Origin of the sequence: Phaeodactylibacter sp., from assembly GCF_040219495.1 — a bacterium.
GTDB lineage: Bacteria > Bacteroidota > Bacteroidia > Chitinophagales > Saprospiraceae > Phaeodactylibacter.
This window is the reverse complement of sequence record NZ_JAVJSK010000012.1, coordinates 29,124-53,686: the sequence shown is the minus strand read 5'-3', so window position 1 is coordinate 53,686 and position 24,563 is coordinate 29,124. Positions and strand designations below refer to the sequence as shown.

The 24,563-nt window shown below is 51.1% G+C and carries 18 protein-coding genes; 14 read left to right on the top strand and 4 right to left on the bottom strand.

From position 1 onward, the window contains the following. Positions 1-264: 264 nt before the first annotated feature. From RIC19_RS02490 to RIC19_RS02480, 3 genes are all read left to right on the top strand, one after another. Entirely contained in the window at positions 265-1,290 is a 1,026-nt protein-coding gene (locus tag RIC19_RS02490; RefSeq protein ID WP_350176496.1) for a PorP/SprF family type IX secretion system membrane protein, read from the top strand. A gap of 306 nt (positions 1,291-1,596) precedes the next feature. Next, entirely contained in the window at positions 1,597-3,096 is a 1,500-nt protein-coding gene (locus RIC19_RS02485; protein ID WP_350176494.1) for an SUMF1/EgtB/PvdO family nonheme iron enzyme, read from the top strand. Positions 3,097-3,284: 188 nt separating this feature from the next. Next, on the top strand, positions 3,285-4,589 hold the full coding sequence (locus RIC19_RS02480; protein WP_350176492.1) for a UDP-N-acetylmuramoyl-tripeptide--D-alanyl-D-alanine ligase: 1,305 nt from the start codon (positions 3,285-3,287) through the stop codon (positions 4,587-4,589). On the opposite strand, the gene RIC19_RS02475 is transcribed toward RIC19_RS02480, so the two are convergent. Further along, a complete protein-coding gene (locus tag RIC19_RS02475; protein ID WP_350176490.1) occupies positions 4,582-5,676 on the bottom strand; it encodes an arginase family protein in 1,095 nt (364 codons plus the stop codon). The two genes, RIC19_RS02480 and RIC19_RS02475, sit on opposite strands and share 8 nt — an antisense overlap. A gap of 62 nt (positions 5,677-5,738) precedes the next feature. On the opposite strand from RIC19_RS02475, the gene RIC19_RS02470 reads away from it, so the two are divergent. The 3 genes from RIC19_RS02470 to RIC19_RS02460 all read left to right on the top strand — a co-directional run bounded on the left by RIC19_RS02470 (position 5,739) and on the right by RIC19_RS02460 (position 10,227). Continuing rightward, the gene (locus RIC19_RS02470) at positions 5,739-6,911 is read left to right on the top strand and encodes an MFS transporter (RefSeq protein ID WP_350176488.1); all 1,173 of its coding nucleotides are present in this window, start codon (positions 5,739-5,741) and stop codon (positions 6,909-6,911) included. A 56-nt stretch (positions 6,912-6,967) separates the two neighbouring features. Further along, entirely contained in the window at positions 6,968-8,218 is a 1,251-nt protein-coding gene (locus tag RIC19_RS02465; RefSeq protein ID WP_350176486.1) for a Glu/Leu/Phe/Val dehydrogenase dimerization domain-containing protein, read from the top strand. Positions 8,219-8,736: 518 nt separating this feature from the next. Then, positions 8,737-10,227: an OmpA family protein gene (locus tag RIC19_RS02460; protein ID WP_350176484.1), complete on the top strand. Its 1,491-nt coding sequence runs from the start codon at positions 8,737-8,739 to the stop codon at positions 10,225-10,227. Positions 10,228-10,590: 363 nt separating this feature from the next. Here the strand turns inward: RIC19_RS02460 and RIC19_RS02455 are convergent, their stop codons facing one another. After that, positions 10,591-10,728 (bottom strand): hypothetical protein, encoded by a 138-nt coding sequence (locus RIC19_RS02455; protein ID WP_350176482.1) that lies wholly within the window; start codon positions 10,726-10,728, stop codon positions 10,591-10,593. A gap of 165 nt (positions 10,729-10,893) precedes the next feature. Here RIC19_RS02455 and RIC19_RS02450 point away from each other — a divergent pair, with 165 nt between their 5' ends. After that, positions 10,894-12,405: a hypothetical protein gene (locus RIC19_RS02450; RefSeq protein ID WP_350176480.1), complete on the top strand. Its 1,512-nt coding sequence runs from the start codon at positions 10,894-10,896 to the stop codon at positions 12,403-12,405. Positions 12,406-12,567: 162 nt separating this feature from the next. Here the strand turns inward: RIC19_RS02450 and RIC19_RS02445 are convergent, their stop codons facing one another. Beyond that, positions 12,568-13,746, bottom strand: coding sequence for a sensor histidine kinase (locus RIC19_RS02445; RefSeq protein WP_350176478.1), 1,179 nt, complete (start codon positions 13,744-13,746; stop codon positions 12,568-12,570). Between the two features lie 547 nt (positions 13,747-14,293). On the opposite strand from RIC19_RS02445, the gene RIC19_RS02440 reads away from it, so the two are divergent. Then, a complete protein-coding gene (locus RIC19_RS02440; RefSeq protein ID WP_350176476.1) occupies positions 14,294-15,163 on the top strand; it encodes a nuclear transport factor 2 family protein in 870 nt (289 codons plus the stop codon). A gap of 99 nt (positions 15,164-15,262) precedes the next feature. Further along, positions 15,263-15,943 carry a hypothetical protein gene (locus tag RIC19_RS02435; protein ID WP_350176474.1) on the top strand — a complete coding sequence of 227 codons (681 nt, stop codon included), beginning with the start codon at positions 15,263-15,265 and terminating at the stop codon, positions 15,941-15,943. Between the two features lie 172 nt (positions 15,944-16,115). Here the strand turns inward: RIC19_RS02435 and RIC19_RS02430 are convergent, their stop codons facing one another. After that, positions 16,116-16,574, bottom strand: coding sequence for a DUF6565 domain-containing protein (locus tag RIC19_RS02430; protein WP_350176472.1), 459 nt, complete (start codon positions 16,572-16,574; stop codon positions 16,116-16,118). A gap of 206 nt (positions 16,575-16,780) precedes the next feature. On the opposite strand from RIC19_RS02430, the gene RIC19_RS02425 reads away from it, so the two are divergent. The 5 genes from RIC19_RS02425 (at position 16,781) to rsgA (ending at position 24,528) form a co-directional block, all read left to right on the top strand. Next, positions 16,781-18,742, top strand: coding sequence for a transglutaminase family protein (locus RIC19_RS02425; RefSeq protein WP_350176470.1), 1,962 nt, complete (start codon positions 16,781-16,783; stop codon positions 18,740-18,742). Between the two features lie 102 nt (positions 18,743-18,844). Next, positions 18,845-20,788 (top strand): DUF3858 domain-containing protein, encoded by a 1,944-nt coding sequence (locus RIC19_RS02420; protein ID WP_350176468.1) that lies wholly within the window; start codon positions 18,845-18,847, stop codon positions 20,786-20,788. A gap of 4 nt (positions 20,789-20,792) precedes the next feature. Then, positions 20,793-22,691, top strand: coding sequence for a DUF3857 domain-containing protein (locus tag RIC19_RS02415; protein WP_350176466.1), 1,899 nt, complete (start codon positions 20,793-20,795; stop codon positions 22,689-22,691). Between the two features lie 63 nt (positions 22,692-22,754). Beyond that, positions 22,755-23,510, top strand: a complete 756-nt coding sequence (locus tag RIC19_RS02410) for a phosphoglycerol geranylgeranyltransferase (RefSeq protein WP_350176464.1) — start codon at positions 22,755-22,757, stop codon at positions 23,508-23,510. Between the two features lie 67 nt (positions 23,511-23,577). Continuing rightward, complete coding sequence (gene rsgA, locus RIC19_RS02405) at positions 23,578-24,528, top strand: ribosome small subunit-dependent GTPase A (protein ID WP_350176462.1); 951 nt, start codon at positions 23,578-23,580, stop codon at positions 24,526-24,528. The last annotated feature ends 35 nt before the right edge of the window (positions 24,529-24,563 follow it).

The following is a 24,563-nucleotide window of genomic DNA, read 5'->3' as shown; positions in this document are numbered from 1 at the left end:
GACAATTCCGGTCATTGCAACTTATTTTTAGCCCTGTTCTTTTGTCAACCAATTGGCTAAGGTTCAAAATTAACAGTCCCGGACCGAACCAGTTTCGAAAAAATTGGTATGTTGCTCAAGTCTTTTAGACAAGTTATGGATAAAAGTATAACGTTTGAAGACAAAACGGCGGACCCTAAGGCGTATTGCTTGTTAAGAAAGGCCGAAATGTCGCCTCCACATGATTTCTCCTGTCTGGGAGCCCATTGATCCAATTGCAGCCTAATGAGAATACTACTCACAATACTTTTTTGTTCAATGCTGATGGCCCAATCCCTGCAAGCGCAAGACCCGGTGTTCAGCCAGTTTTTTGCTGCGCCTATGCAGATCAACCCGGCTTTTGCTGGTACTACTTTTGCGCCGAGGGTGACGGTCAACTACCGCAATCAGTGGGCGGATTACGAGGGCGGTTACGAAACCTACTCTGTGGCTTACGAGCAATCGCTGGAGGAATTGAACAGTGGCTTTGGCGTGGTGGTCCTCGGAGATGATGCCGGCAACGGCATTTACAATACGACCCGCTTCCATGGCGTGTACAGTTACCGGGTGAAAATCAACCGTACCTCTGCCGTGCGTATCGGGGTGGAGGCAGGGATGATCCAAACGAGCCTGGACTGGGATCAGTTGATCTTCCTGGATCAGATTGACCCCGTCACCGGCCCCATCGGCGGGGGCGGTGTGGCCAACCCGACGGAAGAGCAGCGCCCGGTCAACCTAAACAATACTGCGGTCGATATAGGGGCGGGCATCCTGTTTAACAGCGAGAACGCCTACGCCGGGTTATCGCTCAAGCACCTGAACAGCCCCGACGAAAGCCTTTTGGATATCAACGAAAACCTTGGTGCGGGGCTGCCCCTTCGCATCACCCTGCACGGCGGTTGGCAAATCCCTTTGATTGCAGGCAATAATCGGGAAAACAGTGCGTTTGTATCTCCGAACTTTCTTATGGTAAAGCAAGGAGAGTTTGCACAAATCAACGGAGGTGCGTATTTTGGGGTCGGAAGTTTTTTTGGAGGTGCCTGGTACAGGCATACCATTAATAATGCTGATGCTGCGATTGCCCTTTTTGGCGTCCGTTACGGCGTCTTCCGCTTCGGTTATAGCTTTGATCTCACGCTGAACAGCCTGACGCTTGGCAATACCGGAGGCACCCACGAGCTTTCCCTCACTATTAATTTTGAGGACAGTAAGGAAGCTCAGCGGCGGCGCAAAACGTCCCGCTACAACAATTGTTTTAAGATGTTCAACTAGCCTCAGGCAGTTGGATAAGAAGGAAAACAGTGGCTCGCCACTATTTAAAAATTTTCGACATCCGGCAGCGCCAAATTTGGCGTAGCGGCATACAAATGGCGTTAATTTGTAGCGTGCATTTCCCTATGCCATCATAAATTGCTAATTTCCCGCCTTCAAAGGAAAATGTGGTGGTCGGATTTTAGTAATGAACTACGCTCCAATGCCTGAGTGCCCGCCGCCTTATGCTTAAAAGAGTAGCTTGAGAGAGCTATCTTAATGTTTAATGTATTTGTTGGTCGATTCTCAAAAACAAATTTTCTACTAATGAAAAATCTGCTGAAGTTTAGCGCTTTTCTTTTTGGTGCAGCGCTCGTGCTCAGCTCCTGCGGCGGTGGGGAACGCTCTGCCACAACAGGCTGGAAGTACAACGACACTAAATGGGGAGGCTATGAAAAACTCGATTACGAAGGGCAGGCCGCCGGGCCCAACCTCGTACTGATCGAAGGGGGCACCTTTACTATGGGGCTCACCGAACAGGATGTGACATACGACTGGAACAATATTCCACGACGGGTTACGGTCTCTTCTTTCTATATGGACGAAACGGAGGTATCTAACACCGACTACCGGGAGTACCTCTATTGGATCAACCGCGTATTCGGGGAGTCTTACCCTGAAGTTTACCGGAATGCTCTGCCTGACACCCTGGTTTGGCGCGAAGAACTGGCGTTCAACGAGCCTTTCGTGGAAACCTACTTCCGCCACCCTTCTTACGATTCGTACCCGGTAGTGGGCGTTAGCTGGGAACAGGCTACAGAATACTGTAAGTGGCGTACGGACCGTGTGAACGAGATGATCCTCGTTGAAAAAGGCGTGCTCAATTTGAACACGGAGCAAAAAGATGAAGACAACTTTGTAACGGAGTCTTATCTGGTTGGACAGTATCAGGGAGAGGTTCGCAAGAACCTCAAAGACCTGCGTACCGGCGGTGAGCGCGCGGTCCGATTCGAAGATGGCCTTATGCTGCCAGACTACCGCCTGCCTACAGAAGCAGAGTGGGAATATGCAGCTTTGGCTCTGCAGGGCAACCAAACCTCCGAAAAGGACGAGCGGATTTCTGACCGCCGTTTCTACCCCTGGGATGGTAACACTATACGTTATCAGAAGCGTGATAAGTATCAGGGTGAAATGCTGGCTAACTTCAAGCGTGGTAAAGGTGACTATATGGGTATGGCTGGCAACCTGAACGATGATGCGCACATCACCGCGCCGGTTCGTTCCTTTATACCAAATGATTTTGGCTTGTACAACATGGCAGGCAATGTGAACGAGTGGGTCCTTGATCTGTACCGCCCGCTGACAAGTGCCACCCTTTCTGATACGGAAAACCATGACTTGAACTCTTACCGTGGTGGCGAATTCCAGCAAATGGAGCTGGACGAAGATGGCCGCCCGGTTGAAAAAGATAGCCTCGGGCGTCTGCGTTACCGCTACGTGACGGACGAGGAAGCCGCTACCCGCGATAACTACAAAACGGGTAAGGTGTACAACTACCTGGACGGCGATAAGCAGTCGCAGGCTTACTATGCAACCGGCGAGCATACCCTGGTCAGTGATGAGACCCGCGTATACAAAGGTGGTTCCTGGGCTGACCGGGCATTCTGGCTCTCTCCGGGCGCACGTCGCTATCTGGACCAGAAAAAATCCTCGCGTACCATCGGTTTCCGTTGTGCGATGACCCGTACCGGTTCACCTAGTGGCAATGAAGATGTTGGAGGGCACCAATTCAACACTAAGCGCAAACGCGGCAGCAGAAGATATTAAACAGGCTACTAGTGCTTGTGTCAATACACGATTAGCTAAGGTATAATAAAAGCCTTCATCCCGGTCAGTTAACCGGGGTGGAGGCTTTTCAATAGACTTGATGCGTCGGGTCAGTGCAGTGGGAAAAATGAGCTATTTTAACCCTGTAATGATCCCCGACGTATCAAGTCTAATACGTCTGGATTAACATGAATTCAATCGAGCAACTTTATCAGGTTTTTAGTGCGTGCAGTGGAGTGACGACAGACTCCCGGAAAATCAAAAGGGGCGAGCTCTTTATCGCGCTGAAAGGAGACCGTTTTGACGGCAACCGGTACGCGGCGCAGGCCCTGGAGCAGGGTGCCTCCTACGCTGTGGTAGACGACCCGGCTGTAGCAGACGGACCACAGTACCTTTTGGTTGAGGATACGCTCAAGGCTCTGCAGGGCCTCGGGCGGCATCACCGGCGGCAGTTTGATATCCCCGTCCTGGGTGTTACCGGCAGCAATGGCAAGACCACAACCAAGGAGTTGGTGGCTGCCGTGCTGGCCCAAAAATACAAGCTCCACTTCACGCAGGGCAACTTCAACAACCATATCGGGGTACCCCTGACCTTACTGGCGATGCCCGCCGATACTCAATTCGCGGTCATAGAGATGGGCGCTAATCATCAGGGCGAAATTGATGAACTGAGCCGCATCGCCGAGCCTTCGTGTGGTCTGATCACCAATATTGGCAAAGCTCACCTGGAGGGCTTTGGAGGTATAGAGGGCGTGAAAAAAGGCAAGTCAGAGTTGTACCGTTTTCTGGCGGAGGTCAACGGCCTGGTGTTTATCAATCAGGACGAGCGCTTTTTGGAAGACCTGGCAGCCCCCTGCGAGTGGCAGACTGGCTACGGGAGCGGGGCGTGGGACGCTACAGGGTACATTCCGGTCGAACTGACCGCCGAACAACCCTTTCTGACTTTTGCATTCCGGGACCCGGTCTCCGGTAAAAGGGTGGAATCGGGCAGTAAGCTGATCGGGCGCTACAACTTCAACAATATCATGACAGCGGTAGCAATGGGTGTCCACTTTGAGGTGCCGGGCCGTAAAATCAAAACGGCGGTAGAAGCCTACCTCCCTGAGAATATGCGTACTCAGATTTTGGAGCGGGGTGGCAATACCTACTTTATGGATGCCTACAACGCTAATCCCACTAGTATGCAAAACGCAATGCTGGCTTTCGCACAAATGGACGCTAACCGTCGCATTGCTATTCTGGGAGAAATGCTGGAATTGGGCGCCGATAGCGAAATGGAGCACGAAGCGATTATTCAGCTAGCCCTGGAGCAGCCCTTTGAGGCTACCTTGCTGGTTGGAAAGGCTTTTGAAGCGCCCGCTAAAGCAGCTGGTCTTCCACATTTCTCCAACGTGGAAGCACTGCGCGCCTGGTTCGACGATCAGCAACTGCAGGGGGTGCACATCATGATCAAAGGCTCCCGGAGCAATAAACTGGAAGGGCTGCTTAATTAAAACGCTCCAAAGCCTTTAGAAGGCGCTCGGGCAGCTTACCCTGGCAAGCCTCCAGGTAGTCGTTGTAGGAGCAAGGCACGAGCCGGTGCCGCTGAAGTTGGTGATGGGTTTTGACCGGCACCTGCATCCACCACCGGTTGCTCCGTTCGCTGCGCCAAAAGGTGATCTGGTAGTCGTGGTCTTTGAAGTCGACGATATATTCAGCCAGGCCTTCCATCGTTGCCGGAAAATCGCCCTTGCGGTGGCAGTACCCATCAATAAAGTACCAGATCATTTGCGCAACGAGCTGTGCAGTCTGCTCCATAAAGTCCATTTTCGGCTCGAATCCATAGATCCCGAAAGACTTCAGCTTGTCGCTCATGCCGGCATAGCGGGCAATCTGGCAAGCTTCGTCACTACTGAACCCATTGGGCGAAGGGCGGGCCTGCCCCAGGGCTTCTATTCCCTTAATCGCAGAAAGGTTAAAGCTGAGCAGATCGCCGTCCCGGATGATCGGTTCGAGGTCAGGCAAGTCTGCGCGGGCTTTTCCCAGGCGCACATAGTCGAAGTGCCGTTTTTGCAAGGCCTGCAGGGTGGCGGGGGAGAGGTAGTGTGCCTGCCCGCCGATGAAACTCAGGTGGAAAAGGCTGGACCGCGGGCTATCGATGATTTCCTGAAGGTAGTAAGCGGCTTTGTTGCGCACTTCCGTATCGTAGGGCACCTGCTCATCCACTACAACCAGGTTTACAAGATACTGCAGCTCCTGATAAGCTTTGTACTGCGCCAGGGCTTGTGCCGGCTGACTACCAATGAGGATGGGCATGACCTCGCTTTCCAGCAGTTCTTTGATCAGGGGGATGAGGAAAATGCTTTCCTGCTTGCGGGCATTGCCAAGATCCGTAATGGTCACCCCTTCAAACGGGGATTTAAGGGCGTACAGCGTTTGCCGTATGACATCCGCCTGTTCGCCACCAAGGCCGAGAATGGCAATTGTGCCTTTGCTCAGTGCTGGGAAAGTACCTTCGTACCTTCGGATCGTGCTGCCCAGGCAATCGTCAGGGTAGGCTTCTGTCAGCGGGCTAAGGGGTTGCAACCAATTGTGGAGCATAAGAAAAAATAGGTTTTAGTCGTACGTTGGGCAAAGATAGGGCGTGGTTTCTATATTTGCGCATGCTAACGGAAAAGGAGCCACTTTACACTACACAATTTTGGTTGTTGTGCCTGAGCCACGCTTTGTTTGCCGGGAGTTTCAATATGATTATTCCGGAGCTGCCGGCCTACCTGGAAAGCATGGGTGGCGAAGACTACAAAGGGCTGATCATTGCTTTATTTACGCTCATGGCGGGGCTGTCCCGCCCTTTTAGTGGCCGGCTCACGGATACCGTAGGGCGTGTGCCGGTCATGGTATTCGGTTCCCTGGTCTGTGTAATCTGCAGCCTGCTTTATCCGCTGGTTACGGGAGTTGCAGGTTTTCTTTGGCTGCGCTTTTTTCATGGTTTTTCCACCGGCTTTAAGCCTACCGCTTCCTCTGCCTTTGTTGCCGATATCGCGCCCCATTACCGGCGCGGAGAAGCCATGGGCATTCTGGGGGTCAGTATGAACCTGGGCTCTTCCATCTTTCCTCCGGTTGGTAGCTGGCTGGTGATGGCGTACTCCATTGATATCATGTTTTATGTATCCTCGGGCCTTGCGCTGCTTTCGATTGTCATCTTAATGGGGATGAAGGAAACCTTACCCGACCGGCAGGCCTTCCGCCCTGGTCTGCTGAAGGTAGGGTGGAAGGACTTTTTGGAGCCCACAGCGGTGCCGCCGGCCATCATTATCGGGCTTTCCTACGCCTGCTTTGGTGTGCTTCTGACTATCGTGCCGGATCAGGCCGATTACCTCGGTATGGCCAACAAGGGGTTGTTCTTTACCAGCTTTACCGCTATGGGCCTGTTGTCCCGCCTGATTGCCGGGCGCTCTTCCGACCGGTTTGGGCGGGAGCCTGTGCTGGAGGTTTCGCTCGTGCTGACGGCCGGGGCTTTGATCCTGCTGGGCTATGCCAATAGCCCGTTGATGCTGATGGTAGGTGCTGGTGCACTCGGCTTTTGTACCGGCGTGCTGGGGCCAACGGCTTTTGCCTGGGTGGTAGACCGCAGCGACAGCCGCTACCGGGGGCGGGCTATGGCTACTGCCTATATCGCACTGGAAATTGGGATTGGAGGAGGCGCGTTATACGCTGCATGGGTCTATGACAACACACCTGCCAACTTCGCAGAAGTCTTCATAGCTTCAGCCTTGTTATGCCTGCTGGCACTGGGGTATCTGGAATGGAGAAGAAGGGTGAAACCAGATAGTTAGTATACGAACTATTTTGTAGTTTTGCACCGCCACGTTAACCGAGAAAACCAAAGTTCATGCAAAATCTACTCGAACAGTATAAAGGGAAGCAACCGGAAATTGTCTTTGAATGGAAAGACGCGGAAACAGAAGCAGAAGGCTGGATTGTCATTAACTCATTGCGCAATGGCGCTGCCGGCGGGGGCACCCGCATGCGCAAAGGGCTGACGAAGGAAGAGGTGGTTTCGCTCGCCAAAGTCATGGAAGTCAAGTTTTCCGTTTGCGGCCCGGCGATTGGCGGTGCAAAATCCGGCATCAATTTTGACCCGGCTGACCCACGGCGGGACGAAGTCCTGCAACGCTGGTACGCTGCTGCCCTGCCTATACTTAAGGCTTACTATGGTACCGGTGGCGACCTCAACGTAGATGAACTCAAGGATGTCATTCCCATTACCGAGCGTTTGGGGCTGTGGCACCCGCAGGAAGGCATCGTTAACGGGCACCTCAACTCCACCCGTGGCGATAAGGTGAAAATTATTGGGCAGCTGCGGTACGGCTGTGCAAAGATTGTGGAGGACCCGCGCTTCGTGCCCGATGGGCATCAATACGCTGTTGCTGACCTGATTACCGGCTTTGGGGTAGCCGAATCTGTGCGTCATTTTTACGAGGTTTATCACGGTACCTCTTTAGAGGGCAAAACCGCAATTATTCAAGGCTGGGGCAATGTGGCTTCCGCCGCTGCAAGTTACCTTTCGCTCTCAGGGGTACGTATTCTGGGCGTTATTGACCGGGACGGTGGCGTGATCAGTTCAGAGGGTATGGGAATGGAAGAAGTCAAAGAACTCTTTGTCCGCAAACAGGGCAATAGGCTGGTAGCGGACGATTTGCTGCCCTTTGAAGAAGTAAACAAACGGATTTGGTCGCTGGGAGCGGATATCTTTATTCCCGGAGCAGCCTCCAAACTGGTTACCCGCGCCCAAGTCGAGCAATTGGTTGCCGAAGGGGCGGAAGTGATCTCCTGCGGTGCAAATGTCCCCTTTGTAGATGATGGGGTTTTCTTCGGCCCAACGGCGGTTTGGGCAGACGAGCAGCTGAGCCTGATCCCTGACTTCATTGCGAATTGTGGTATGGCACGGGTATTTGCCTACTTCATGAAAGCAGAAGCAGAAATGACAGACGAAGCGATCTTTAGTGACGTATCGGCTACCATCCGTGGTGCGCTGGAAAACTTACGGGCGGAAAACCCATCCAAAAACTTTATTGCTTCCAATGCTTTAAACGATGCACTGAAGCGGTTGATAGAAAGTAAGGAAGCGGTAGCAGTTTGACGGATAAGGCAGGGCAGCCTCTGAACGGGACAGGACGCTGTGGATTTTACAAGTCTGTAACCCTTGCTGATACAGAGTTTGCAAGGGGCAGGCACCTATAGGCCGCACGGAATAGAGTGGCGTATGTCCGGCTTTTATGCTCCGGATTTGCTGGGCTTTTACGTTCATGTATTTCCTGGATAACTCAGTAGGTGCAGCAAAAAGTGCAGGAAACCAGAATTATTACTATTTTTAAGGTGATTTTAAGCAAAGAGATGCAACCCCAAGGTTTGGACTGCGTAGAAAAATGCAGTAAGTTTGCATTTCGATCTTTCAAGGCGGCAGGTATGCGCATGCACTTCGGTCATCACACCCTGGCGGCAGTTATTGATCACTTGCTACCGATTTAAGTAATAAAACGAAAAGAAAAAGATGTACAATTGCCCCCCAAATGGCGGCAACGTTAAAGGTTTGACAGGTTTTGCCTATCAGGCCTTTTCTGTTATCTCATCTGAAATTAAACATTAATCCCTATGACTATGACAAAGAGAAGTACCCTTCTACTAGCTCTTTCCCTCTTTATTGGAGTTGCCGCCCTCCATGCTCAGGAAGAAGAAGACAGCAGTACCGATTATGGCACACCAAGAGACATGATTGAGTTCGGTGTACACGGTGGCTATTTTTTCGTTGGCGGAGACGTGCCCCAGCAGCCAGGATACGGCGTGGGCCTGCACGTTAGAAAATCGCTGGACTATGTGTTTTCGCTGCGGCTTGATGGCTTTTATGGCTCAGCCCGTGGCGAAGAAGGTGATCCTGTTGATGATGATTTCTTCAAGCACGAAACGACTTATATCTCCGGGACCGCTTTCGGCATCATTTCTGCCAATAACCTGCGATGGAACCGGTCAACCCGCAAAACTAACCTCTATGCCCTTGTGGGGGTAGGTGCTGCAGCTTTCCAGCCCCGCGTCAATGTTGACCAGCGGAGTGGTGATTTGACCGACCCTGCTTTTTCTGTCGCGCCTCACGTGGCAACGGGTGCTGGTATCGCTTTCCGTTTGGGAGACCGTATGAACATTGGCCTGGAGCATCAGATCTTCTTCCCGATGGGGTCACTGGGTGACAACATTGATGGGCAAACGATTCAGGGTGGTGGGAGCCGTACCCTTTCCCGGGATATGCTCAACTACACTAGCGTGCGCCTAAACTTCAATATTGGCAATAAAACCAAAGCTTCCATGCCGCTCTATTGGGTCAATCCAATGGAAAACGTGATGAACGAGCTGGATAACATCAAGCAGAACCAGGGCAAAGCATTGCAAGACTCCGATAATGATGGTGTCATTGATGCCATTGATCAGGAGCCTAATACACCACCTGATGTACCGGTGGATACCAAAGGGCGCACACTGGATAGCGACCGCGATGGCGTAGCGGATTACAAGGACCGCGAGCCTTACTTCCCACCACGCCCGGGCGAGCGTGTCAATGAGGAAGGCGTAGTTGTCAACCCTACATCTGTTCCAGGTGGTGGGGTAAGTGAAGACCGGGTTCGGGAGCTGATTTCAGAAGAGCTGCAAAATTATCAGCTGCGTCAGGGCGAAGGCGGCGGTGGCGGTGGTGCTACTCAAATGACCGAGTGGTTCCTGCCCATGATCCACTTCGGTACAGATAGCGACCGCATCAAGTACGCTGACTACGGCACACTGGCTTCTATCGCACGTATGATGAAAGGCAACCCTCAGTTGAGAATCGTTGTGACTGGCTTTGCTGATGCTTCTGCTCCTGAGTCTTATAATGACGAATTGTCTTACCTGCGGACTAAAGCCGTGGTAGACCACCTGGTGAATAATCACGGTATCGGCCGTGGTCGCTTTGTCATTCAGTGGAAAGGAGAGAGCGAGCTATTGGTACCCAGTGGCAACAGCTACATGAACCGCCGCGTCGAGTTCCGCGTCGCACAGCCTGATGATGTGGAAATGGATCCGCCAGCCGGTATCAAAAAAGATGGTGAGGATGGTGGGTTTTAAATAACCTGTTTTCTAGTACCAAAGCACGCTTTAAAGTGCTTTTTCAAAAGAAGAGCCCTTTCGCAAAACAGATGCGAAAGGGCTTTTTACGTCAGAGAGGAAGGGGAGTGTGAGCCCTAAATAGCGAGGATTCTATGGAGAAATAAGGGGGAATCCTTTATGATCAAATAAGCTTCCTTCACTGCTTTGGTCAAACACTCCCCCGAATTCTACAGTGAACTTACTCTGAACAGGAGCAAATATAGAGGCGACCGGGCGATAACTTTGTAACACTTTTTCAAAAAAAAGACAGGTCAGATTTGAATAGAAAAAAGTATATTTTTTGCATAAATGTTTGATAATGAGTAAAAAGGATACGCTGAATTATAACTCATCAAGATCGTCGATAACGATCGTGCTCTCATAATATTCCTGCTCGTACTCCTGGATTAGCGAGGGGGTAGCTTCCTGAGCGTTTGAAATGATCCCGATGGCGATAAGAAAGGCAATAATTGCAGTCATAGTTTTGAATTTATTGATTTGGTATTCAAAACTATGGGTAGCCGCTTACAGTATTGGTAACACTTTTTCAAAAAAAAGACAGGGCAGATTTTATCGATTATTTGAATCTTTCAGGAATAACAATCTAAAAAACAGTAACTTGAAGGGTCTGAAATCTGTATGTGAATGAGGTTCGCTGAGTTAATAAGTTTGGCTAAAGTGGTCTCCAGGAATAAAATCAAGCAAGTTGATGTCTTGGGGAAGACCCCTGTCGAGCACTCAAACATCGAGCAACTGTACCGTGAACTGCAGCAGGATAAATACAAAACGGAAGAAGCAGCGTCCTCCGCATTCTTTGGCAAGTCGAGATACCGCAGGCACTATTTTAACCGTCTTAAGCGCAAGCTTAGGGAAAAGCTGGTCAACGCCCTTTTTTTGATCGACCTCAGCCAGCCCGGCTTTTCGGAATACCAGCGTGCTTACTACAGTTGTTACCGGTATGCGGCAGCCGTACAAATACTGATTACAGGGTATAGCCGCAAAGTAGCGATATCGCTGGCGAATATGACCTTGCGCAAAGCCGTCAAATATGAGTTTACCGATATCATATTGCAAATGGCTAAAATTCTGCGCTACCACTACGGTGCAATGGAAGGCGAAACCAAGCGGTTTGCTGAGTTCGATAACTTAATCACCGTACATCAGCCCATCTATCAGGCAGAGCTGGAGCTTGAAGGGAAATATACCGAGCTGGTCATGTACTTCAATGCCCCCAAGTCTGATAAGGTCGACTTTTATACCAAAGCCCGGGCATATGCCGAAATGGCTGAGCAGCGCTTAAGTACTCATGATTCCTACAAAATATTTCTCTATGGCTTCTCTATTATTACCATTCAGCACCAGATTATATACGACCACGAGCAACTGGTAAAAAGTTGTGACCGTGCAGTTGCTTATTTCAGGAAGAAGCAATCTCGGTCGGCATCAGTGGCGTTGTCTACTTTTTCATTCAAAAAGATCCCCAGCCTCATCGCCTTGAAAGCATTCGATGAAGCAGAGGCGGTCATCCAATACTGCCTGGGGCTGACCAAAAAAGGGCGCAACAATTACTTTAAGGTGTTGGAGTATGCCATCATGCTGTACTTTCATTCGCAGCAGTACGAACGGGCTCTGGCCACCCTGGAAACGGCTTATAATACAGAGCAGTTTGACTGGCTGCCCGAGCAAAGCCTGGAAGCCTGGCGTATTTATGATGCTTACCTGCATTTGTTCTATGAAATTGGCCTTGTGAGCAACCGGCCTTCTCTAAAGAAAAGTTTCAGGCTGAACCGGCTACTGAATAACGTGCCTAAGTACTCCAAAGACAAGCGTGGGGCCAATGTGACTATCCTGACCATTCACGTCCTTTTCTTACTGCAACAGGGCAAGCATGCCGAAATCATAGACCGGATGGAAGCCCTCAAAACCTACACCCACCGCTACCTGAGAAAGGACGCGCACTTCCGCAGCAACTGCTTCCTGAATATGCTGCATAAAATACCGGCTTGCAGCTTTAACCGGAAGGCGGTGCTCCGCCGGACTGCACACCTGCGCAAGCGGATGAATGAAGTGTCTTTTTCGGAAACCCGCCAAAACCTGGAATCGGAAATCGTCCCCTACGAACACCTCTGGGACATCGCCGTACGCCTGCTTCACTAAACTTGACAGGTGTGAGCATCCCTGTGCAGGTTCAAAAGGGCACTTTCCTTCCCCTCCCGAGAGCCTGTGGGGGGCTTTTTTGTCAGGCTAAACTCCTGCAAAAAGTCTAAGTGTGGTTGGAAATAGGTCATTTTCCCACCACACTGCCCCAACGCATCAAGTCTATCGGGTCTGTCTGGGCAGCTGAATGGTGAATGTCGTGCCTTTACCTTCTTCTGACCGCTTTACGAAGATTTTACCGTTGTGGTACTCTTCGATGATCCGCTTGGCCAAAGACAAGCCGAGGCCCCAGCCCCGCTTTTTGGTGGTGTAGCCCGGGCTGAATACGGTCTTGAATTTTCCGTCCGGAATACCTTTGCCTGTATCGGTGATATCCGCGTATACGAAATCCTGGTCCTCGTATATTTCAGCACTGATAGAGCCTTTGCCATCCATAGCATCGAGGGCATTGCGCAGCAGGTTTTCCACCACCCAGTCAAACAAGTGCGGATTGATGTGCACGGTTTTGGGAGCAGTATCAGGTGAGGGGAAGTGGAATTCGACTTTGCGCGAGGCCCGCCGTTGCATATACGCCCGGCATTGCTCCAGCTCTTCATAGATATTGATGGGCTCGAGCTTGGGGGCAGAGCCGATCTTTGAGAAACGGTCAGCAATGAGTTCGAGCCGGCTGACATCGTTGCGCAGTTCTCCTACAACTTCCTGTATTTCTTCATCCTCTTCCCGGATGAGCTTCAGGTGCTCAATCCAGGCCACGATTGCTGATATAGGCGTGCCCAGCTGATGCGCGGTCTCTTTGGCCATCCCTACCCACACCCGGTTTTGTTCGGCACGGCGGGCAGAACTGAAGCCCATATAACCAAAGGCTACAAAAGCAGCGATCAGGATAAACTGCACAAAGGGGAAGTACCGAAGTTGGCGCAGCAGCGTAGACTCCTTGTAGTAAATCTGGTGTGCTGTGCTCTGAATCGGCTCAAAGCCATCGGCCTGCATACGGGCGATTTCCTTTTGGAGATAGGCCTGGGAAGTGTCCCGGGTATTTACACTAAAGTCAACCCGTCCCCTGTCATTGATCGCAATTACCGGAATCGTATTATTGGCCTGCAGAATATTAAGGTGCAGGGTGAGATCGGGCTGCGGGCAGCTATCGTTGATCACCGCTGCGATCTCGTCCATGTTGTTGAGCCGCTCCTGTGCCATCACATAAAGAGCCGCTTTGTGGCGTTCTTCTTCCGCCAGCTTGTTGGAAAGATAGGAGGTGTAGGCCATGGAGATGGCCACAATAATGGCGCCGGCAGCGCCCAGGTATATTTTCCAGCGGGATTTTCGGTTGTAGATATCCATATGGGGTATCGGTCCTTTTTGACTTGTTTGCGGGGGCAAATTAGCAATAATCTGCCCGGTGACCGCTTTTTAGGAGATTAGCTTTGGACTTCGTTCTTTAACGATCGCACTTCTTGTTCTGGTTTGCAAGAGGTTAGAGCATGTTTGGAGCTCGTTGCTATTGCAAATCAACGCTTTATGAACCCCGCAGAAATGCGGGGCAGGCTCTGACTTCCTCACTAAATTTTCATTTAGAGCGTGTTGGGACTTTTGTCTTCTAGTCGAAAACTAACAATTTTTTGGTTATACGAGGCACGAAAACCGGAGTTTAGCCTTAGCTAAATGAGGATTTTCGGGACGAAGCGTAAGCAAAAAAGTGTAGTTTGCAGACCGATTACTAAAGTCCCAACACGCTCTTAGCCCGCTAAACTCAAATTTAGTGACTTTGCCATAACCACAACGCTTTGATTATCAACACTCGTTTGCTCTAAACATACACTAAGAAATCCAACGCAATAGGGTGCGGCTTTTTAGAAATCCCTACTTTCGAGCATCAAAATGACTGAAAATGAAATATTACGCCTTGTTTTTTCTGATGGCCCTCGTGCCCTTTTGGCTCACCGCCCAAAACAGCCAGGAATGGCAGGCTGTGCAGCAGCCCATTCAACAGCTCTTTGATGGCATGCGGGCGGGGGACAGCAGTGCGGTGCGCAACGCTTTTCTGCCCGATGCAGGCCTGTACACGGCGGTCAGGGGCAAAGATGGCCAGCCGGTCTTGAGCAAAGGCAGCCTCGACCGCTTCGTGGACTATGTGGGACAGGTCGAAGCCGGGGCGATGGATGAACAAATCTGGAGCTACGATATCCGGGTAGACGGGCTGCTGGCAACAGCCTGGACCACGTACACCTTTTTTCGAAACGGCACCCTTTCTCACTGCGGCACTAACGCCTTTGAGCTCTTTAAAACAGGGGCGGGCTGGAAAATCTCCCACATCACAGACACCCGCAATACTGATGGCTGCCTGACCGAAGCACCTAACGACCCGGCCCTGATTGATACCCTCCTGAATGCCTGGCACAAGGCCGCAGCAACGGCAGATGCAGAGGGCTTTTTCAGCAAAATGACGCCGGATGGTATTTACCTGGGCACCGACGCGGCTGAGCGCTGGCTGAGAGATGAACTCAGGGCATGGTCTGAAAAAGCTTTTGACCGGGAAGTGGCCTGGCTTTTCCGGCCCTACGACCGCGAGGTTTATTTTTCCAGGGATGGTCAAACAGCCTGGTTTGAAGAAATGCTGGATACCCCCCACATGGGTATTTGCCGGGGCTCCGGCGTGCTCAGTAAAACGGCTGAAGGCTGGCAAATCCGACACTACGACCTGGCGCTGATGGTGCCTAATGAGAAAATGGAGGCTGTTCAACAGGCGCTCGGGAAGTAAGCAGTGTGGAAAACTATTTGCCTCAAACTGGATTTCAATGAAATTTATCTTTACCTTGCCATTAGTGGTCCTTGTTTCCATTCACGGAAGTAAAGTCTAATGGATAAATACATTAACTACCTGCTCGCTGATATCGCAGCAGCTACTGTCAACCTTCCTGTTCATGTGCTTTCTTTTGACGATGAGGAAGATATTCCTTTTATCACAGCTGAAGAGGAAGCCAAAACGGCTTCCCGGAAAGCGCTTGCTAGTGTTGTCGGTCTTAAAACAGAGTGGTTTCCACCAGTTGAACGTCTTTCTGAGACCCAGATCCAGCAAGTAACGGAGGCGTTGACAGATTGCCTGGATGCTCATTCCTTTATCGTCAATTTTCCGGCAGGGCTTCCTGCGCCTATCCGGTACCGTGTACTGCTGGCGGAGCTGAAAAAGGAGGTCCCCGTGCTGCAGTACAATATCTGGCAACTAGACTTTTGTGACTATAAACCCAAGGGCTGCCCCTTTGGCGAGGCTTTCTGTCAGTGCCAGATTTACGAACGCTGGCTGGACCAGCTAAAGAGTGACGAGCCTGATGCAGAATCTGCAGCGAGCCTGCCCGCATTCCTGTTCGAGCCTCAGGAAGATGATTACTCCCTGGAGCGCTACCGTGCAGAGTGGGAAGAAATGGAAGAAGATACCTGGGAAATGGAAGAGGACAGTGAATCCGAAGATGATCTTTTTCGCCGGTTAGACGACTTCGATTTCTTTTTCGATGATGATGAAGATGAGGTCCGTTGGAATTAAGAGCGTGTTGGGACTTTAGTAATCGGTCTGTCCCGGTGCACCCGGGACACTTTCCTGCCTGCCTGGCAAACCCGTTTGGCAGGCAGGTCGTCTAACCAAAAAATGGTTAGTTTTCGACTAGAAGACAAAAGTCCCAACACGCTCTAAACCTTCCTCCCCGCCCAACATACTCTTACTCCAACCGCTCCTTTAACTCTTTCCAATCCTCTTTGAGGCCTTTGGCCGCATCGTCGAGCAAAGCATCAGGGTCTTCAAGAATAGCTGCTGCTTCCTCCTGAATTTTGCGAAGGGTGCTTTTGTCTTTTCCTTTGAGCTCCTTCACAAGCCCATCGCCATAGCGCTGATAATAGTACCGAAGCGACTGCCTCCAAAACCGCCGCTTTTCCCTTCCTGTCATTTCCGGCTCGTGCAGGTCATAGCATTCTTCAACATAGCTGCGGAAGGCCGCATCGTATTGGGACCACCCGGGGTCAGAAGCAGGCAAATCAGCCGACCTGGCCTCTTCCAGTAACTCGTAGTATCGGTCCAGAAAAGCGGCTTTATCTGCCCCGCACGTACTACGGGTGCAGGCGCTAAACAGGAGTGCCGTCAGCCCGGCAATACAAAGGTATCGGCATGTTTGTGCCAGCATAGGAACTTTTTTATTTGGTAATGTCGACTCGAAAATAACGGGCTGCCGATTTAAAAATTACGCTAAAAACAGTATTTTGAGGCTTCATTGTTATTTGAGGCGCTATTAAACCCCTGAAAGCCCGCTTTCTGTTCCGCATAAATAAAAAAGCTGTTACCAGATAAGCATGCCAGTAAGGTGACCGCGCTGCTCTTTGAAGTTGAATTATGAAAAACAAAGCTCTTTTTACCCTTAGCTTTTTGGGGCTCTTTGTCGCCATCCGTATTTCTGCACAGTCCGAAGTCCGATTTGGGCAAATATCACCGGAAGTATTAGCCATGAAGGCCTTTCCAGATGACTCATCGGCTGCGGCAGTGGTTTTGCACTCGAAAGCGAACTACGAGATATTCCGTTCCGCAATGTATGGGAGTGAACTCGAGATGCAGGTCTACGAGCGCACAAAAATCCTGAAAGAATCTGCTTTTGATGTGGCAGACTTAAGTGTTTATCGATACAGTCATAAGGAAAGGCCTGATCATCTTGTCTCTCTGAAAGGACGGATTACACTTCCAAACGGGCAATTCTTTGAAATCAGTAAAGCGGATTTCTTTGAAGAGGAATACAGTGAATATTACACGATTCATAAAGCCCCACTACCTAATGTAGAAGTTGGAGCAGTGGTCGAGTTAGAATACGAGATTTTGTCCCACCGTATGTTCCGGCTGCCCGCCTGGTATTTCCAGGGCGAATATCCGGTAGTCCACAGTGAATTGTCGATCGATAATCAGTCGACGTATTCCTATGCGACACTGCTGGAAACAGGTACGGAAATGAATAGGTACGAATTAGACGACGGCCGGAAGCTCTATAAGTTGGGCGATATGGAGCTGTTTGCCGGCAACGGCCACTTCGAAATGAAAAATGCACCCGCTATTCAGGAGGAAGAGTACCTGACCACCATTAATGATTACCGCGCTCGTATCCGGTTTCAGCTGAGCGAGCAGCGTGACGGCGTAATCGTAAGAGAAGTTTTTACAAGCTGGGGTGAAGCTGCCAGGGCTCTTGAGGACAGGGAGGAGTTTGGCAGAAGGTATCTCAAGAGGCGTCATTACAAGAAATTGTATGAAGCATTACAGCCGGAAATAGCTGGAATAAATGATCCGCTTGAAAAAGCAGAAGCTATTTACCGGTTTTTAGGCAGCAAGGTCGCCTGGGATGATGAGTTGAGATATTTCCCGGGACAATCGCCGGACGAACTGCTGGAAAAGGGTAGTGGAACAAGCGCTGATTTAGGTGTTGCTTTGACCGCATTGCTGAAAGCAGAAGGCTATGAGGCCTATCCGGTCCTGCTCTCTACCCGCGGTCATGGGAAAATGACACAACAGTATCCGATAATGGATCAGTTTAACCATATGTTGGTCTATCTGGAAGTTGCTGACCGCGTACTGTTACTGGAAACGCCTGTGGATTATCAGCCCTTTGGAAGCCTGAGGGGATACTCGCTTAATGGTTACGGATGGATTGTCAATGAGGAGCAGCCAGTATGGATCAATATCACACCTGGCAATGATGAGTTCAAGCTTTTCTGTAGTCTCGACCTGAGTGGTGAGGGAGCGCTGCAAGGGGATATGGTAGCTACCTATCACGGAATCAGTGCACCGGGAGAGCGTTCTTTGGCCCGGCAGTTTCCTGAAGGGAAGTACTGGAACAGCCGTCTGCCCGAAGGTGCGGAGTTTCAAAACCTTCGCCGAAAGGACCCCAATAATGCTTCCCTGTCCTACGCCGAGCAGATCGAAGTGCGCCACGAAACGGCTGGCAATGTGGTGAACGAATACCTCTATTTTCAGCCAGTGCTGTATTCCCGGTTTATTGAAAATCCATTTAAGCTGGCAAAACGGCACTATCCTATTGACTTTAGCCGCCCGATCAGGGAAGTCACGATGAACACCATCAATCTACCCGAGGGCTGGGAGGTGGACTTCATCCCCGAATCCCAGCATCAGGTGTTGGAAGGAGAGGGTGTGGTCTTTGAATATCATGCCGAGGTCAGTGGGCATCAACTTAAAGTAGAGTCACGAATAGAAATCAATCAACTCACTTTCCAGCCAGAGAGATATGCTGAAATGAAAGCCCTCTTTGATGCCTTTTCAGAAAAGCTAACTGCGCAGGTCGTTCTGCGCAAGCCATAATTTTTTCTTTTCATTAAACCCTGGATGATGAACCATCTACGTTTCGCGCTAGTGTTACTAGGTATAACCGTTTTAACCACCTTAAATGCTCAGAAGCCCCCAATGAAGTGGGGGCAAGTGGACCTGGAAGAGCTGAACATGACCACTTGCCCGGAAGACACCACTGCCGCTGCTGTAATTCTTGGGGATTATGCCACGCTGAAGTTTGACTTTGGGCAGGGCACCCGCTATATTTTTGAACACCACCGCCGCATCAAAATTCTGGACAAGTCGGCCTTTGACTATGGTGATGTGCAACTTTACCTCTATGGCGATGACCAGATCAGCGGGCTCAAAGCACAAACCATTTCACGGGGGTCCGGGCAGACTTTCCGGCTCAAAGGCCGGGATTTTTATGAAGAGGAGGTTGCGGATGAGGTGAAAGCCCTAAAGTTTACTTTTCCGAACCTGGAGGAAGGAGCGGTCATTGAGTACACCTACACCATCACCTCTGACCGGATCGTACAATTGCGCCCCTGGTACTATCAGCACGATATCCCGGTCCGCCGGAGTGAACTACATGTGGATATTCCGGTCTGGTTTGAATATTTGTTCCTGACCAATGGCCGCAGCCCGGATATTAACGAGCAGGAGCGGCTTACGCAAAACTTCCGTGTGGTACAGTATAAAACGAAACAGGCGGGTATGTCGGGCACTGTAAAGCAAGCTTCAGGTACGACTACGATGTCCGGAGAAGTGATCCGTTACCGCTTAGTTATGGAAAATATCCCTGCACTAAAGGAAGAAGCCTTTATTACAACAATAGATGACTATCGGGCCAGCCTGCGTTTTCAGTTGCAGGCTGTGCGATTTCCGGACCAGCCCGTGGATCAGATTCTTTCTTCCTGGCCGGATTTGGCTAAGCGTCTGCTTACCTCTACTTCTTTTGGGCTCCAATTCGACAAAAAGCGTAATCAAAAACAATTGCTGGAAGCGCTCGCTCCCTACCTCCCTGAACCGGGGACGACCTCAGAAAAAGCTCTTGCCGCCTATTATTACCTGCAGGATGCGTTGGAGTGGGACGGATCGTATTGGTACGATGCAGAGGAGAGTGTCCTCGAATGCTTTGACCGGAAACGAGGCTCCAGCGGAGAGCTGAACCTTATTTTGATAACCGTACTGAAAGCGCTGGATGTGGAGTGTTATCCAGTGCTGCTAAGCACCCGCAGTCATGGTAAAATGATACAGCTGTATCCCATCGTCCGGCAATTCAACCACATGGTCACGGTGGCGAGGATCAATGATCAGCTGCTTATTCTGGATCTCAGCAATGATGAGCGCCCGGCAGGTGTGCCCCGCAAAGCCTCCCTCAACAAAGTGGGCTGGCTGGTCAGCGAAACGAACCCACAGTGGATAAATATCGTTCCTCCCGGGGCAAGTACGGCTAGGATGTTCCAGATGAGCCTTTCTGAAAACGGTGACCTGTCGTATCAGCTACAGACGAAATCTGAGGGCTACCACGCTGTAGACATCCGGGCCCTGGTCTCCGGAGCAGAAGGGGAGCAGGCGTTAGCAAAAGAACTACAAAAGCGCTTCCCGGAAAGTCAGGCGGAGGGAATGCAGGTTGCACTGCCTGATAACCCTGTGGATGCAGTGAAGTGGGGCTACACTGCACAGGTGCCGGGTGCGGCCCAGGCCTTCAATGATTTTATTTATTTCTCGCCCTGTATCTTGCCTTATTTTGAAGACAACCCTTTCCAGAAAGCCGAACGTAGCTATCCGGTAGACTTGGCCTACCCCTTCGACGTGCGGGATGTATTCATTGTTGAAATCCCGGAAGGTTATGTGCTGGAAGAGATGCCGGAATCTGCTAGTTTTGCGCTCCCCGGCAAGGCGGGCAGTTTTGAGTTCACTCCGACCGAGACTACAGGGAAAGTCAACCTGGTGTACAGCCTGCGCCTCGATAAGACACATTTCGAACCCGAAGAATACGTGGCGTTAAAGCGGTTCCTGGATATTGTCATCGAAAAGCAGGGCGAGCAATTCGTATTCCGAAAAAAGACCTAGAACCATGAGAGGATTGATACTGGCAATAACCCTGGCTTTTGCGCTGCCTGCTGCTGCACAGCACTATGCCGCCTTCACTATTCCCGACAGCCTGACAGAGGGTGCTAATGTGGTAGTGCGGGACTATAACGTTGACCTGGATATCCGGTCTGAGAAAAAAGGCTACCTGAAAGTGGAAAAAACGGTGACCCTGCTCAATGAACAAAGCAGTGCCAATGAGCTGGTCATTTACTATGATGAGGGGACCCGGGTCTGTAAAATTGAAATTGTGCTGTACGATGCATTGGGCCGGGAACTGCGGGCAGTGGATAAGGACGAAGTAAAGGACTACTCCGCCGTTTCGGGAGGTACCCTTTATGGTGACCGCCGTATAAAGCATGTGGAGGTCAGGCATAGCACTTACCCCTATACGATTAGCTACCGCTACGAGCGTGAGCTGGAAGGCATTGACTTTGCTGCAGGGGAAGAGTGGTACCCGCAGCACTTTGGTTACAGCGTAGAGGCTGCCCGTTTTTCCTTCCGTGCACCGAAGGATTTCCCAGTCAATTATAAGGGGTATCGGCTTCCGGTTGAACCAACGCTGTCCAGCACCAGTAATGAATGGTCTGGTAGCTGGCAGGTACACCACCTCAAAGCCCTGCATCATGAAGCGTATGCCCCACAAGCTGAAGAGCTCCTGCCCAAGGCCGTCTGTGTGCCGGGCCGGGTCAGCATAGAGGGTTACGAAGGGGAATTTTCGAGTTGGGCAGCCCTCAGTAAATACATACACTCTCTTTGGGAAGGGCGGGGCGTATTACCAGAAACGGTAAAATCAGAAATCCAACAGCTGACTGCCGGGGCCATTTCGGATGAAGAGAAGATTGCCCGCCTTTACCGCTACCTTCAGCAAAACATGCGCTATGTCAGTGTACAGTTGGGCATTGGGGGGTGGCAGCCCTTTGATGCTGAATACGTAGCAAAAAACAAATACGGTGACTGTAAAGCCCTGACCAATTACATGTGGGCCATGCTCAGGGAAGTGGGCATTGAAGCACACCCGGCACTCATCAGGACGGGGGGGGCACCGGCCAAGTTGGATACCGCCCTGGTCAAGAGCCAGTTTAATCATGTTTTATTGTACCTGCCCGGGCAGGACAGCTGGCTGGAATGTACGGTCCCGGTTGGGCCGCCACAGTACATCTATTTCGGCAACCACGACCGGAAGGTACTGCTTGTGAAAGAAGAAGGTGGAGGTTTGTACCATACGCCCCATCTGGGGTATCTGGACAACATCCGGAGTGGAAAGACCACCGTGCAGCTCAGTGAAGCCGGAGATGCCCGCTTAAGCCAGCACATTCAGATGGTCTCCAGGGATGCAGAACGCTGGCGGGCTATGGATTCCTACTATTCTGAAGCAGAACTAAAGGATGCTGCCCGTGAAAAATTGCTGGCTGCCCCCGGGCTGCTCATAGAAAAAGTGGAGGTACTGCCGGAACCAGACAACGCGGCCTGCCAGGTATTTTTGGAGGGAAAATCCGAAAGGTTCGCCTCCAAAGGAGGAAAGCGTTTGTTCCTACCGCTGCTACCAGTGGTTCCTGTTGGCGCTGCACCGCCTCCCTGTGAAAACCGCCGCTGGCCGGTAGCTTTGAGGGAAGGTTTTACCTACCGCGATACAGTGAGCTACCAGCTACCTGAGGGTTATGAAGTGGAGAGCATCATGGAAGAAGCGGCTACCCTTGAGCATCCTACAGGCTACTATCAGCTAAAAATTGACCATCAGCCGGGTACTATAACCGTGGTAAGAGTGCTGCAGCGCAAGATGGCAGAACTGCCCCCTGCTGCCTGCGAAGAATTCCGGGCCTTCTGGCTGGAAGTCGGAAAGCTGGAGCGTTCGATGGCGGTGCTGGTCCAAAAACGGACTTGAGCGGAGTAGGGAAGACGGACTGTAAAATTATTTTATCTTAGCAGCCTAAGCCGCAATGAAAACATGTCTAAGCCGAACTCTATTTATCAGCAAATATGCCAGGCAAAGTCGGAAGGCCGAAAGTGCTTTGCCTTGCTCATTGACCCCGATGAGGTAAGTATTGACGGATTGCCTGCCTTGGCAGAACTGGGAGAACAGACGAATGTAGACTTCCTGTTTGTAGGGGGCAGTTTATTGGTGCACAATACTCTTTCGGCATGTTTGCAGCAATTACGGGCTTCCTGTAGCTTACCACTTGTCCTTTTTCCGGGCAGCCCGTTGCAAATCGATGATAATGCAGATGCACTGCTTTTCCTGTCCCTCATCTCCGGTCGCAACCCTGAATTGCTCATCGGGCAGCAGGTTATTAGCGCCCCCTATCTGCACCACGCCAACCTCGAAGTGATTGGCACGGGCTATATGCTGGTGAACGGCGGCGGCGCCACCACCGTATCTTACATGAGTAATACGACTCCCATTCCTGCAGATAAGCCTGATATTGCCATGGCAACAGCTCTGGCGGGCGAAATGCTGGGGCTAAAGTTATTGTACATGGATGCCGGAAGCGGCGCCCGCTATCCCATTTCTGAAACTATGATACGTAGGGTAGCCACCAATACAAAAACCCCCCTGATTGTAGGCGGTGGCATCCGTACCCCGGAAAGAGCCTTTGAGACCGCAAGTGCCGGCGCAGACGTGATCGTAGTGGGCAATGCTATCGAGAAGGACCGCCGGCTGCTCCGCGCTATGGCCGAAGCTGTGCATGCCGGGACTAGCTAAGCTGGTCTTTCGGGAACCTTCTCCCGTTGCGCTTGGTTCCACTACTGAAATTCAAAACCAAACAGATTTGGAACAAGGAATCGTTGTAAAGTCTACAGGGAGCTGGTATCAGGTTCGAATGGAAGATGGCAGTGTGCTCGATTGCCGTATTACAGGGAAATTCCGCCTGGAAGGCAAAAAAATTACCAACCCGGTTGCGGTAGGAGATAAGGTGGAAGTGGAACGCAGTGAAAAAGAAGACAACGGCACCATCCGAACCATCCTGCACCGCCGCAACTACGTGATCCGGCAGTCGCCCCGGCGGCGGCATGACTTGCATTTACTGGCAAGTAATGTCGATCAGGCTGTTGTGATCATGACGATCACGCAGCCCGATCTTAAACAAGGTTTCATTGACCGGTTTTTGTTAATGACAGAACCTTATGAAATACCCGCAATCATTGTATTCAATAAAGCGGACCTCTACGATGCCGGCCACATTGGGGTGTTTGAGTACCTGCGCGAGACCTATGAGCATATCGGCTACAAAGCCATCTTGGTCTCTGCCCTCGATGGTCAGGGAATCCCAGAGTTGAAAGCGCTGCTCAAAGACAAAACGACACTCGTCACCGGGCAGTCCGGAGTTGGGAAGTCCACGCTGGTCAATGCGGTAGAGCCCGAGTTGGAATTGCGCACACAGGAGCTGAGCGATTACTCCGGCAAGGGGCAGCATACCACGACTTTCGCCGAAATGCACACCCTGAGCGACGGTGGGGCCATCATTGACACACCGGGCATCAAGTCTTTGTCTTTTATCCACCTGGAGCCCATGGATGTGGCGCACAATTTCAAAGAGTTTTTTAAGTATTCCGAAAACTGCAAGTTTGGTGCCAACTGCCTGCACCGTTCTGAGCCCGGCTGCGCCATACGGGATGCGGTGGAATCAGAAGAGCTGAGCGTACTGCGGTACGAAAACTACCTGACGATCCTGGAAGAGGTGGAAGACCAAAACTACTGGGAGCGGCATAAGGGCATTTAAAGCGCCGGGCAGGAGTAATCAGAACGGAAAAAACC

Excerpts from the sequence above, each read along its gene's own strand:
- RIC19_RS02490 (WP_350176496.1), top strand. The coding sequence starts at position 265 with ATGAGAATACTACTCACAATACTTTTTTGTTCAATGCTGATGGCCCAA.
- RIC19_RS02485 (WP_350176494.1), top strand. The coding sequence starts at position 1,597 with ATGAAAAATCTGCTGAAGTTTAGCGCTTTTCTTTTTGGTGCAGCGCTC.
- RIC19_RS02480 (WP_350176492.1), top strand. The coding sequence starts at position 3,285 with ATGAATTCAATCGAGCAACTTTATCAGGTTTTTAGTGCGTGCAGTGGA.
- RIC19_RS02475 (WP_350176490.1), bottom strand. The coding sequence starts at position 5,676 with ATGCTCCACAATTGGTTGCAACCCCTTAGCCCGCTGACAGAAGCCTAC.
- RIC19_RS02470 (WP_350176488.1), top strand. The coding sequence starts at position 5,739 with ATGCTAACGGAAAAGGAGCCACTTTACACTACACAATTTTGGTTGTTG.
- RIC19_RS02465 (WP_350176486.1), top strand. The coding sequence starts at position 6,968 with ATGCAAAATCTACTCGAACAGTATAAAGGGAAGCAACCGGAAATTGTC.
- RIC19_RS02460 (WP_350176484.1), top strand. The coding sequence starts at position 8,737 with ATGACAAAGAGAAGTACCCTTCTACTAGCTCTTTCCCTCTTTATTGGA.
- RIC19_RS02455 (WP_350176482.1), bottom strand. The coding sequence starts at position 10,728 with ATGACTGCAATTATTGCCTTTCTTATCGCCATCGGGATCATTTCAAAC.
- RIC19_RS02450 (WP_350176480.1), top strand. The coding sequence starts at position 10,894 with ATGAGGTTCGCTGAGTTAATAAGTTTGGCTAAAGTGGTCTCCAGGAAT.
- RIC19_RS02445 (WP_350176478.1), bottom strand. The coding sequence starts at position 13,746 with ATGGATATCTACAACCGAAAATCCCGCTGGAAAATATACCTGGGCGCT.
- RIC19_RS02440 (WP_350176476.1), top strand. The coding sequence starts at position 14,294 with ATGAAATATTACGCCTTGTTTTTTCTGATGGCCCTCGTGCCCTTTTGG.
- RIC19_RS02435 (WP_350176474.1), top strand. The coding sequence starts at position 15,263 with ATGGATAAATACATTAACTACCTGCTCGCTGATATCGCAGCAGCTACT.
- RIC19_RS02430 (WP_350176472.1), bottom strand. The coding sequence starts at position 16,574 with ATGCTGGCACAAACATGCCGATACCTTTGTATTGCCGGGCTGACGGCA.
- RIC19_RS02425 (WP_350176470.1), top strand. The coding sequence starts at position 16,781 with ATGAAAAACAAAGCTCTTTTTACCCTTAGCTTTTTGGGGCTCTTTGTC.
- RIC19_RS02420 (WP_350176468.1), top strand. The coding sequence starts at position 18,845 with ATGAAGTGGGGGCAAGTGGACCTGGAAGAGCTGAACATGACCACTTGC.
- RIC19_RS02415 (WP_350176466.1), top strand. The coding sequence starts at position 20,793 with ATGAGAGGATTGATACTGGCAATAACCCTGGCTTTTGCGCTGCCTGCT.
- RIC19_RS02410 (WP_350176464.1), top strand. The coding sequence starts at position 22,755 with ATGTCTAAGCCGAACTCTATTTATCAGCAAATATGCCAGGCAAAGTCG.